This window comes from Bacillus sp. FJAT-22090, from assembly GCF_007676755.1.
Taxonomy (GTDB): domain Bacteria; phylum Bacillota; class Bacilli; order Bacillales_A; family Planococcaceae; genus Psychrobacillus.
On the sequence record NZ_VEBK01000012.1, the window covers coordinates 118,219 to 129,476 of the forward strand.

Genomic DNA, 11,258 nt, shown 5'->3' on the forward strand with positions numbered 1-11,258 from the left:
TGAAAAGCATCACAATCATTTATAATTTGAGATGACATTGAAAGATGAGGGAGAATATTATGCGAAAATTAGTATTGTTAGGTGGAGGATATGGGAATATGCGTATTTTGTCACGCCTATTGCCAACTAGTTTACCAAATGATGTAGAAATCACATTAATAGACCGAACGCCATTTCATAGTTTAAAAACAGAGTTTTATGCTTTAGCGGCAGGAACAGCATCCGATCATGAAATTCGAGTAGGATTTCCAGATAGTGATAAGTTGACGATTAAGTATGGTGAAATAGTAGAGATTGATGTGGAAAGCAAGCGTGTTTTAATGGCAGATGGACAAGCGGTGCCTTATGATGATTTAGTCGTTGGGCTAGGCTGTGAAGATAAGTATCATGATGTACCGGGGGCAGATGAGTTTACTTATAGTATTCAAACAATCGGGCGCTCGCGTGACACATATACGAAGATCGGTGGTCTTTCTGCGGGTTCAGTAGTTGGAATTGTAGGAGCCGGCTTAAGTGGAATTGAGTTAGCTAGTGAACTTCGTGAGAGTCGACCAGACTTGCGAATTAAACTATTCGACCGTAGTCCTCGTATTTTAAGAGATTTCCCGGAAAGATTAAGTAATTACGTACAGAAATGGTTCGATTCCAATGATGTGGAAGTTGTAAGTAACTCGAACATTACGAAAGTAGAGCCAAATAAGTTATATAATCATGAAGAGATTATTCCCGTAGATGTTGTTGTTTGGACAGCAGGTATTCAACCAGCGGCATCTGTACGAGCTTTACCAGGTGAAAAAGATAAAACTGGTAGAGTGATTTTAACGCAGTATCATGATTTACCAAATTACGAGAATGTCTTCGTTGTAGGAGATTGTGCTTCACTTCCTTTTGCACCGAGTGCACAATTAGCGGAAGAACAAGCGGAGCAAATTGTGAAAGTCTTACAAGCAAGATGGAAAGAGTTGCCGTTACCTGACAAGATGCCAGAAATTAAGTTAAAAGGGTTCATGGGATCGCTTGGTAAGAAACAAGGTTTTGCCTACATGGCAGACATTTCCGTGACTGGACGAATTGCAAGACTGATGAAGTCAGGACTGCTTTGGATGTATAAGAGACATAATGGTTAAAAAACCTTAGAAACGTTGTCGTATCAGCGTTTCTAAGGTTTTTTCGATTAAGACGTTTTTGCCACTTTTTTCTTTCTGGTAGCTGGTTTTTTCTTTGGAGAAGTTTTGTCCAGGGAGGCTTGAAGTGCAGACATTAGGTCGGTTACGTTAGATGGGAGGGGCTGCTTGTCTGTTACTGAAACAGTATGATTGCCAGCTTTTTTCTCTTCTATTAACTCCATTAACGCTGTTCGATATTCGTCTGTGTATTTTTCTGGCTCGAAGGCGGTTGTTAATTGGTCTACTAGTAAAAGTGCTGTATCTAGTTCTTTTTGAACGACTGTTTCTGCACTTGGGATATTCGGGACATCCGAGGTGCTTCGAACTTCGTCAGGAAAATGGATAGTTTCCATTACTAAAGTGTCTTTATAAACACGAACTACTGCTAATTGTTCTTTCGAGCGAATGATTATTTTAGCAACTCCTATTTTACCGGATTCCTCTAATGTCTTTCTTAATAGAGAATATGCCTTTCCTCCTGTAGTATCGGGTGACAAAAAATAGGAACGTTCAAAATAAATGGGATCAATTTCTTCTAGTTTGACAAAATCGATTATTTCTACGGCCTTATCTTCATTTTCTTTTTTTAGTCTTTCGAGTTCTTCTGCTTCTAATACGACAAACTTGTTTTTAGCATATTCGTATGCTTTTACAATATCCTCTTCGTTCACTTCTTTATTGCAACCTTCACAGACTTTCTTATAGCTGATCGGTGTATGACATTCTTTGTGAAGTTGTCTAAGTTTAATATCTTTATTTTCAGTTGCAGCGTGTAATTTTATGGGGATATTAACTAATCCAAAGCTGATGCTTCCTTTCCAAACTGTATGCATGTTAAATCACCTTTTCTTTTCTTTTAATCATTATGGTATTTTCTTTTCACTTTTATGTATCAAGAGATTGGTTTGTTCGAATGCTATAACAAACATGCGAAAAAGGTGAGAAAATTGAAGCCGATGCTTTTAACTGCCGCAGATGAAATTACCGTGGGAAACGAATGGCTGTATGAAACAAAATACGATGGCTTTCGCTGCATACTAGAATGGAAGGAGGAACCTATTCTTACAAGTAGGAATGGGAAGATACTAAATAATATGTTCCCCGAGATCATTCACTTTTGTCATACTATATATGAGAATATAAAATCGAATCTACCTTTAACAATCGATGGCGAATTAGTTTATTTAAAGAATAATTTTAAAAGTGATTTTTCCATCGTGCAAACAAGAGGCAGAATGAGCAATAAAGAATCCATTTCAAACCATGTGAAAATATTCCCTTGTCATTATGTGGTTTTTGATATTTTACAATACAAAGGTGAGAGTCAAACGAATCGATACTTAACAACGCGTAAACAGCTATTAGCTAAATTAATGAAAGGGCTCGGACTTTCTACTACAGTGAACTATATGGATAAAAGAAAAATCCAAGCTATCGACGTTTTTCAAGATAGTGAGGAATTGTGGACACAGATCAAAGTGAATAATGGGGAAGGGATTATTGCAAAGAAAAAGACAAGTAAATGGGTGAGTAATACTCGTTCAATTAGTTGGCAGAAAATAAAAAACTGGAGATATGTAAATGTCGTATTAACTAAATATGATAAAAATAATGGCTTTTTCAATGGCGCTGTCTTTCTTGACGATTCTTTAGTTGACGTTGTTACCTTTCACAATGGATTGAAGGATGAAGAATTCCACACACTGGCGTCACTATTTGAATCGAATGGTACGAAGCAAAAGGGGGAGGTTTGGGGTATTCATCCATCTATTTGCGTAGAGGTCGCTTGTATTGACTTTTTTAGTGACTATTTAAGAGAGCCAAGCTTTCACGCCTTTAAACTAGATATGGATCCGCAGGAATGCACATGGAAAGCAATGCAAAGAAAGTTGAATCCACTTCCAGAACAAATGGAGTTTACACATCCAGAAAAGATACTATGGCCTACTATTGGTTTTACAAAAGACGATTACTTGCTTTATTTACAAAAGGCTTCCTCTCATATTCTTCCCTTTTTACACGATAGGCTGTTAACGGTGATTCGTTATCCTCATGGAATGACAGGCAGTATGGAGCGGTTTTTTCAAAAACATGCTCCCGACTATGCCCCTGATTATATCCAAACCAAACTTGTCGAAGATATAAACTATATATTGTGCAATGATGTGGAATCTTTGTTATGGCTAGGAAATCAACTCGCACTTGAGTTTCATATCCCATTTCAAACAATTCATACGAACAAGCCGACAGAGATTGTATTTGACTTAGACCCTCCTTCGGTTAAAGCGTTTTCTTTAGCTATAGAAGCAGCACTACGGATGAAAGCAATTTTTGATCATTTCGATTTAACATCTTATATCAAAACATCTGGCGGGAAAGGGATGCAAGTCTATATTCCTTTGCCGAACGATGTCTTTTCATATGAAGACACAAGTACATTTACCCAATTTATATGCAACTTTTTAGTTGAACAGGAGCCACAATGGTTTACAACAGAGCGTCTGAAAAAGAATCGGGGAAATAAATTATATTTGGATTATGTCCAGCATAAAGAAGGGAAAACCATCATTGCTCCCTATTCTCCACGTGGCAATATCCAAGGCTTGATAGCAACTCCGCTAAATTGGCAGGAGGTAAAAGAGTCCTTAAAGCCAAGTATGTACACGATCCCCGCCGTTCTAGAACGTTTGGAAAAACAAGCGGACCCATTTCGAGACTTCAGACAAGATAATAATGAGGAAGAGTTTAAGAATGTGCTTAGTCAATTAGAAGGACAACATTAAGTTTTAAACGAAAAGGGGAGAAAAGAACAAGAGGACAGGATATTTTGACTATCTATTCAAAGTATCCTATCTTTATTAACTATATTAAAATAATTAGAAAATTGTAAAACAAAACTTTCCCAAATGGTAAAAAAGTGTATAATTGGATTAATATTTTATTTATTCAGAAATTTCCTGATTTAATATAGTATTCTTGTAAGGAGGATTTCAAATAATGTCTATATTAGAAAGTATTACTCGTTTCCTTTGCGTTGTCATTGGTCTAATCCTTCTAAGTGCATTTGTGGGGTTGTTTAATAATGGAATTCAATTGGATATGGGTTTATATATAGATTCCGTGATTCGTATTATTCATTCATTGATTCAACCGCATAATTTAGTGTTCATCGGTCCAACGGGATTTGAGTATTCTATTTTCGTTAACTTTTGGGACTATTACTTCTATTCTACTATTATATTTTTAACGGCATTATTAATATCAATAACTGTAGGCATTTTCCTGTCTTATTTAACGACGTTATTACCTAAAAGGATTAACCTATTTGTTGTTAAAATTGCCTCTTTGTTAGAATCCATACCAGACTTGTTTATCATAATAGTTATTCAATTTTCTGCCCTATATTATTACCAACAAACGGGTACAAGGTTATTTTCAATCATTGGTACAGGTCAGAACAGAACGTATATTTTACCTATTGTCGTATTAGCTTTAATTCCATCATTAATGATATTTAAAGTTATTCTATATTTAGTAAATGATGAATTAGAGAAAACTTATGTTCAATTAGCTAAAGGTAAAGGATTTACTAGGACACATGTTTTTTTCAAACATGTATTAAGGAATATTGCTCCGAGTATCATTATCCATAGCAAGTCTGTTATTCTAATCATTTTGTCTTCCATGGTTATTTTTGAGAAGCTTTTTAATATTTATGGCATATTCACTTTTATTTTGGAATATCAAGAACCTGAAATTATTGCCTTTTCACTAGTTATGATATATTTGCCTTTTTTCATCGTTTATACTTCCCTAACAGGTTTTATCTTTAAAAAGACTGGTCAAAGATTGGAATGGTGATATAAATGAGTATAGTGAAAAGAGCTTTTAAAAATAAATTATTTCTCTTAGGATTTGTCACTATTAGCGGAATTTTATTAGCTAGTCTTTTTTATTTATTAGTTTTTCATGATCATATTCCTGTCTCTCCACTATTGTATGACAACAGTGGAAAACCATTACCTGCTCCATATAACTGGGAACTCTATCCACCATTTGGAACTGATAATTTCGGTAGAAATATTGCTATAGTGATGCTTGTTGGCGCGAAATATACTATATTTGCAGCTACTGTTATTACAATAATAAGAGTTGTACCCTCGATATTATTTGGCTTTCTTATTCATTTTTATTTAGGAAAAATCGAAAGACCTATTAAATATTTAGCCGATTCGATTAATTATTTTCCAATTACTTTATTCGCAATATTACTACTCAAACGGATTAGTTACGATGAAGTTTTAATGTCGATGGGGGATCTAGTGCAACCATTGTTGGAAATGACATTAATATATATTTTTGTTTTATCGATAGTATACATACCTACTAATGCTGTATTAATCGCAAATGAAGTAAAACTAATTAACAAAATGGAGTTTATTGAGTGTTCAAAAACTTTAGGAGCAACAACATGGCATATAATTACAAAACATGTCAAACCATTTTTAGTTCCACAGCTTTATATAATCTTTATAAAAGAGTTTATGCAATCGCTTATTCTGATGTCTCACTTAGGTGTTTTAAGTATTTTTATAGGTGGGCTATATCTTAAAGAAGATTTATTTGGAGTTAGAAGGGATGTCTCTATCTCAAGTGATTGGGCAGGTGCTTTAGGAATGTGGTGGAATTTACTTTGGACGCCTTATGTGTGGATACCTTTTATACCCATTGTTCTATTGACTATATTAATTTTAGCAGCTAAATGTATCTTAGATGGTCTACAACATGTGTTATCGACAGATGAGCGCATCGTCAATGTACCTGAAAAGGAATCAACGGAAGAACTAAAACAGTTAGGTCCATTTCAGCTACTAAACACAAAAACTAATTAATCGTATGTAAAAAGACAAGCAGAGCTGGTATTCTGCTTGTCTTTCTATTATTCTATCTCACTCACATACCCATATTTCTCAAGAGCTGCATATACTGGCTTTAGTTGAATATAGCCTTCACCAATGACTTCATCGTTTATCATGACAAGTGGATAGAAAAATTCATCCTCTGCAATTCGATTGGCAATATCTTGTTGTTTGTCATTCTCAATTGGCTGCTCGATATCGATATAGGTAAACGTTATATCGTTTGCTGGAAATTTCCGGTCGATTGCTGCTTGCAGCCATTCGTATGTATCCTTGGAGGATGGGGCATTTACACAACTTGCACACATAATATCTGCACCATAAATTTCTATATTTAACGCTTGATGTTTCATGATTGATTAGCTCCTTCGAATTCTTTATTGGATTTTTTTCTTACATCTGATTATAATGATTATAGCGAAAGGAGTCGATAGATATGACTGATACAATGAATGAACAAGTTCAAGAAGTTTTAGATAAATTACGCCCATTTTTACTGCGTGATGGGGGAGACTGCGAACTTGTTGACGTTGAAGACGGTATTGTAAAACTACGCCTTCTAGGAGCTTGCGGAACTTGCCCAAGTTCAACAATCACATTAAAAGCAGGTATTGAGCGCGCTTTACTAGAAGAAGTACCAGGCGTAGTAGAAGTAGAACAAGTATTTTAATAGCGAATTAAAAAAGAAGCCGTTATGCGTAGGCTTCTTTTTCTTTTTCTCGGGTTTCTCGAATTTCTTGCCAACGCTCTTTTGCCATTTCTACAATTTTAGGTTCAAGTGACGTGCTTTGTTTTTCAATCACCTTCGAAAAATAACGTGTAGCATATTCCATCTCACCAATTCTCCGTGATAACTCTGCTATTAAATAGAGCATTTTTGTCTCAGACATTTGTGTCCCACTATAATCATCACTAGAATAGGAATCGACATATCGATCTCTTGCTATTTCTAAAAAACGAAGTTCTTCTTCTGTTTTGTTAAGTAGTCGATAAAGCCAAGCGGTACGTAAAGCTAAACCAGCAATATTAATGAATTTTTCTTTTTTTATCGTACCGCAGAAAATACCTAGCTTGTATGCAGTAATGCCTTCGTTTATAGTTCTTTCATTTCCAAAAGAACGAGCAACCCATTTGTTTGCGATTTTTTCTTGGATGTCTTCTTTTACACCTGGTGCGTAGTATTTCGAAAATTCCTCTGTAAATGAAAAACCACAATGTTCACAAACAAATATATTATAAAGCAAAGGATTTATTTCTTTGTTTTGATAAATTGGTTGAAAGTCAGATTCATGGGATTCTACTTTAACAAATTTAGATCGTACTTTAGTCGTTTTAAACTTCTGTTTACAATGCAGGCACTCAATATCTTTTTGATAATAGGGAGATAATTCCATCAAATAACCTCTTTTCGTCCTATTGTTGAATAGTTCTATTATACCTTATTGCCCACGTAAAAGCGATAGTTTGAAGTGGTTCTAATGTCACGGTTTATGTAAAAGTGTCCAATTTAATTAAATATGTCTAATCGTCTTTAATTCAAGCGGTTTTCCTTGTCTAGATAGTAAAAACATTGATATGATAGAACAAAGGAAGGAATGGTGATTTCAGATGACAGAAGCTGTAATTATATCTGAAGCGGCCGCTTACCGCGTAAAAGAAATGATGGTGCATAACGAAGAAGAAGGATCGATGCTTCGTGTTTCTGTAAATGGTGGTGGATGTAGCGGTCTTTCTTATGGAATGAATTTTGAAAAAGAAAAGCAAGAAGATGATATAGAGCTACATCAACATGGAATTGATATTGTTGTTTCGTCAGAAGATGCTTCGATATTGGTTGGAACCACAATAGATTATAAAGAATCATTAATGGGCGGAGGGTTTACGATAGATAACCCGAACGCGATCGCTTCTTGCGGTTGTGGTTCTTCGTTTAGAACTGCAAAAAAAGAAGGAACGCCTGAGAGCTGTTAATAATAAAGAGAGAGTATTTTCGATTGTGGAAAATGCTCTCTTTTTATTAGGTGTTATCAGTAAATTCTAATATTTACATTCCGCTAACAATGTGTTGAAATGGCGTGATAAAAGGGCTAATATAGGAGGTAAGAGGTTTTTGTCGCAAATTAGACAAAAGTAAAGAATAGTGTGATAAATAATTTGTGTCATAAAGGTCTTCTAAAATTATAAAAAGGTGGTTGCGATTTTCTTGAAAAGACCAACAATACTAGTATTAGGTGCAGGATACGGTGGATTATCTACTGTAGTCAACCTTCAAAAAATAGTAGGAACAGATGAAGCAGATATTATTTTAGTGAATAAAAATGATTACCATTACGAGTCTACATGGTTACATGAGGCTTCAGCAGGTACATTACGTCCCGACCAAGTTCGTTACGATGTAAAAAGCGTTATTAACTCAAACAAAGTGAAATTTGTAAAAGCAACAGTTGATGCAATCGATGTAAATACTAAAAAAGTTTCAACAAGCGCTGGAGAGTATACATATGACTATCTAGTAATTGGTTTAGGCTTTGAAGGAGAAACTTTCGGAATTCCCGGCTTAGACAAGTATGCACTTTCCATTGCAAACGTAAATGCAGCACGTCAAATTCGTGATCATATTGAATATCAATTCGCTACATGGTCTACAGAAGAAGTCCGCGTTGATTCACGTTTAACTATTGTTGTTGGTGGCGCTGGATTCTCTGGAATTGAGTTTTTAGGTGAATTAGGAAATCGTATTCCTGAGCTTTGCAAAGAATACGATGTACCAAAAGAAAAAGTGCGTGTTGTATGTGTAGAAGCAGCTCCAATGGTACTACCAGGTTTTGACCCAGAACTAGTAGAGTATGCTGTAAGACAACTTGAAGCTAAAGGAATTGAATTCTCTATTGGTACTCCAGTAGTAGAAGCAACTCCAGAAGGCGTTAAAATTAAAAAAGGCGAAGAAGAGTTTGAGTTCATCACAGCTGGTACAGTTGTATGGGCAGCGGGAGTTCGCGGAAATCGCTTAATCGAATCATCAGGAATTGAAAATATGCGTGCTCGTGTGAAAGTGGATAAAGATATGCGTGCTCCAGGATTCCCAGATGTATTCATCGTTGGGGACTGTGCACTTATGATCAACGAAGAAATCAACCGTCCATATCCACCTACTGCACAAATTGCAATGCAACAAGCTGTAACAGTTGCTAAAAACATTGTTGCGCTTATGAAAGGCAATAAAACAGAAGAATTCGTACCTGCTTTAAAAGGAACTGTATGTTCACTTGGAGAGCATGATGCGATTGGTGATGTAATGGGTAGAAAACTTACAGGAACAAAAGCTTCGATTATGAAAAAGGTTATTGATAACCGTGCACTTTACATGATCGGTGGAGTTCCACTAGTACTGAAAAAAGGTAAATTTACTTTATAATAACTAAAAAACAAGCTTCCACTTGAATTGATAGTGGGAGCTTGTTTTTTTTACGACTCATAATTATCATTCATTTTCCAAACTGAGCAAATATTAACGTGCAACGCCTTATTATAGGGATAATGTGTCTTAAGGAAGTTACCGCTAGGATTTCCGCTGAAGGGCGGACGCTTTCCGTGGGGTGCGTGATGAGCCTTCACCGTCCGCTTTAGCGGTCGCCTGTGAAGTCTCATCTTACTCACTTGATCCCACTGGAGTCGCCGCCCTTCAGCTCCAATCCGTCAAACTATGCGCGTTTATCTATATTTATTGTCCATTAAAAGTTAGAAAATGGCTAAGCGAGACCAATTAGCTCATGAAAGCAACCAAATCAACAGGCAAAGCAACCAGTTTGGGCTTGACAGCAACCAAATTACTATGCAGAGCAACCAACCACACAAAGGCTAGCGGACACTGATTGCCATGCACCTTACTCGAAGTCTCCGCTTAATTTACATGGATTAGATCGTCCATTAAAATTTGCGCAACATATCAGTCGTTACTCGCAACATTATAGACAGGATGCGCAACATTTCACTACAAACTCGCAACATTTGGGACAGATCGAACTTTTATGCTCGTATGCTATCTCGTTATGCCCGCATAGCAACATTCTTTGCTCGGAGTGGAAGCAATTTTCTTTGATTTTCTCTGCTGGCGGCGACTCCTGCCGAGGCCAACAAGATGTTGGTCACGAAGGCGTTGCCACACGATGTGGCGATCTTAGCCTTTGTTCCTCTGTGGGCAAATGAGACATTCCAACGAACGCGCAAGCGGCGGGAATGGCTCATCGCTCACCCGGCGGAAAGTGTCCGACTGCTGAGAAAATCATAGCGGTCGCTAGTCAAACGCACTAAGACGCACTATCCCTAAAAAACGAATATAACATAAAATCTTTTATACATACTTCATGAAATAAGAAGAATAACTAATAGGGCTATAAATTTATTTACAATTAAATTCATATGTGATATATTATCTGAATATTAAATATATTAAAGGAGTTGAGTTGAATGAGGAGACTGAAAACAGAAGCAAAAACTGTAAATTGTCCTTATTGTAAAGGAGAGGGCTATTTCCAATTGAGATTAGGTGGGTCAGAAACTTGTAATTGTTGTAATGGATCAGGGAAAAAATAAAAGCTTTATCCCGGCATAGCAGCCTGCAATCCCCAAAGTTCAACTAACTAGTGGTGAACAATAAAGGAAATTTGGCTTTATGACAAATAAGTGAAAATACACAAGTACATTGAATACTCCCCTCCGTTAAGGTAAACTAGTAAAAGATACTACGGAGGTAATAGAATATGGAAGATTTTATGCTCGTTCAATTGATACTTTCAGTACTTATATTTTTTGTTATGTTTTTTGGAATCGCCTTCTTATTAAATATGTTACTTAGAATGACATGGTTTATGGCAATTCTTTATCCAATAGTTGTGGTATTCATTATTGATGAGGTTCGTTTTTTTGATTATTTTACAAAGCCAGGCTTTGCTTTCTCAGCGCTTGGAGATAAATTAGTAGCACTGCATGCAGCAGACATTATTATTTTGTCTAGTGGACTTGTAGGAGCAATTGCAGCAGGTTTTGTCATGAAATACTTAAGAAAAAATGGATATCAAATGTTTTAACGAAAAAAAGGATGACTCATTTGTAAACTGTACCCTATAAGATAGACACTTTAAAAAGGTCATCTTATAGGGTTTTTTTGTTTTAT

Annotated in this window: 11 protein-coding genes and 1 pseudogene; 9 read left to right on the forward strand and 3 right to left on the reverse strand. The window is 36.0% G+C overall.

The window, feature by feature from the left end:
• The first annotated feature begins 59 nt into the window (after positions 1-59).
• Positions 60-1,127, forward strand: a complete 1,068-nt coding sequence (locus tag FS486_RS15105; RefSeq protein ID WP_144512471.1) for an NAD(P)/FAD-dependent oxidoreductase — start codon at positions 60-62, stop codon at positions 1,125-1,127.
• Positions 1,128-1,174: 47 nt separating this feature from the next.
• Here FS486_RS15105 and ku read toward each other — a convergent pair whose 3' ends face one another.
• Positions 1,175-1,999, reverse strand: a complete 825-nt coding sequence (gene ku / locus FS486_RS15110; protein WP_144512472.1) for a non-homologous end joining protein Ku — start codon at positions 1,997-1,999, stop codon at positions 1,175-1,177.
• 123 nt (positions 2,000-2,122) lie between these two features.
• Between ku and FS486_RS15115 the strand changes: the two genes are divergently transcribed.
• The 3 genes from FS486_RS15115 (at position 2,123) to FS486_RS15125 (ending at position 6,058) form a co-directional block, all read left to right on the forward strand.
• The gene (locus FS486_RS15115) at positions 2,123-3,949 is read left to right on the forward strand and encodes a DNA ligase D (RefSeq protein WP_483861234.1); all 1,827 of its coding nucleotides are present in this window, start codon (positions 2,123-2,125) and stop codon (positions 3,947-3,949) included.
• Positions 3,950-4,163: 214 nt separating this feature from the next.
• A complete protein-coding gene (locus tag FS486_RS15120) occupies positions 4,164-5,027 on the forward strand; it encodes an ABC transporter permease subunit (RefSeq protein WP_260858124.1) in 864 nt (287 codons plus the stop codon).
• A gap of 5 nt (positions 5,028-5,032) precedes the next feature.
• Entirely contained in the window at positions 5,033-6,058 is a 1,026-nt protein-coding gene (locus FS486_RS15125) for an ABC transporter permease (RefSeq protein WP_144512479.1), read from the forward strand.
• A 47-nt stretch (positions 6,059-6,105) separates the two neighbouring features.
• Here the strand turns inward: FS486_RS15125 and FS486_RS15130 are convergent, their stop codons facing one another.
• Positions 6,106-6,438 (reverse strand): YuzD family protein, encoded by a 333-nt coding sequence (locus FS486_RS15130; protein WP_144512481.1) that lies wholly within the window; start codon positions 6,436-6,438, stop codon positions 6,106-6,108.
• 27 nt (positions 6,439-6,465) lie between these two features.
• Between FS486_RS15130 and FS486_RS15135 the strand changes: the two are divergent.
• Positions 6,466-6,755 (forward strand): annotated as a pseudogene (locus FS486_RS15135) (NifU family protein).
• Positions 6,756-6,777: 22 nt separating this feature from the next.
• Here FS486_RS15135 and FS486_RS15140 read toward each other — a convergent pair.
• Positions 6,778-7,479, reverse strand: coding sequence for a DUF2225 domain-containing protein (locus FS486_RS15140; RefSeq protein ID WP_144512483.1), 702 nt, complete (start codon positions 7,477-7,479; stop codon positions 6,778-6,780).
• Positions 7,480-7,693: 214 nt separating this feature from the next.
• On the opposite strand from FS486_RS15140, the gene FS486_RS15145 reads away from it, so the two are divergent.
• The 4 genes from FS486_RS15145 (at position 7,694) to FS486_RS15155 (ending at position 11,172) form a co-directional block, all read left to right on the forward strand.
• Positions 7,694-8,056, forward strand: coding sequence for a HesB/IscA family protein (locus FS486_RS15145; protein WP_144512485.1), 363 nt, complete (start codon positions 7,694-7,696; stop codon positions 8,054-8,056).
• 232 nt (positions 8,057-8,288) lie between these two features.
• Positions 8,289-9,500: an NAD(P)/FAD-dependent oxidoreductase gene (locus tag FS486_RS15150; RefSeq protein ID WP_144512487.1), complete on the forward strand. Its 1,212-nt coding sequence runs from the start codon at positions 8,289-8,291 to the stop codon at positions 9,498-9,500.
• 1,052 nt (positions 9,501-10,552) lie between these two features.
• On the forward strand, positions 10,553-10,678 hold the full coding sequence (locus FS486_RS20210) for a YuiA family protein (protein ID WP_186321473.1): 126 nt from the start codon (positions 10,553-10,555) through the stop codon (positions 10,676-10,678).
• 167 nt (positions 10,679-10,845) lie between these two features.
• Positions 10,846-11,172, forward strand: a complete 327-nt coding sequence (locus FS486_RS15155) for a YuiB family protein (protein WP_144512489.1) — start codon at positions 10,846-10,848, stop codon at positions 11,170-11,172.
• The last annotated feature ends 86 nt before the right edge of the window (positions 11,173-11,258 follow it).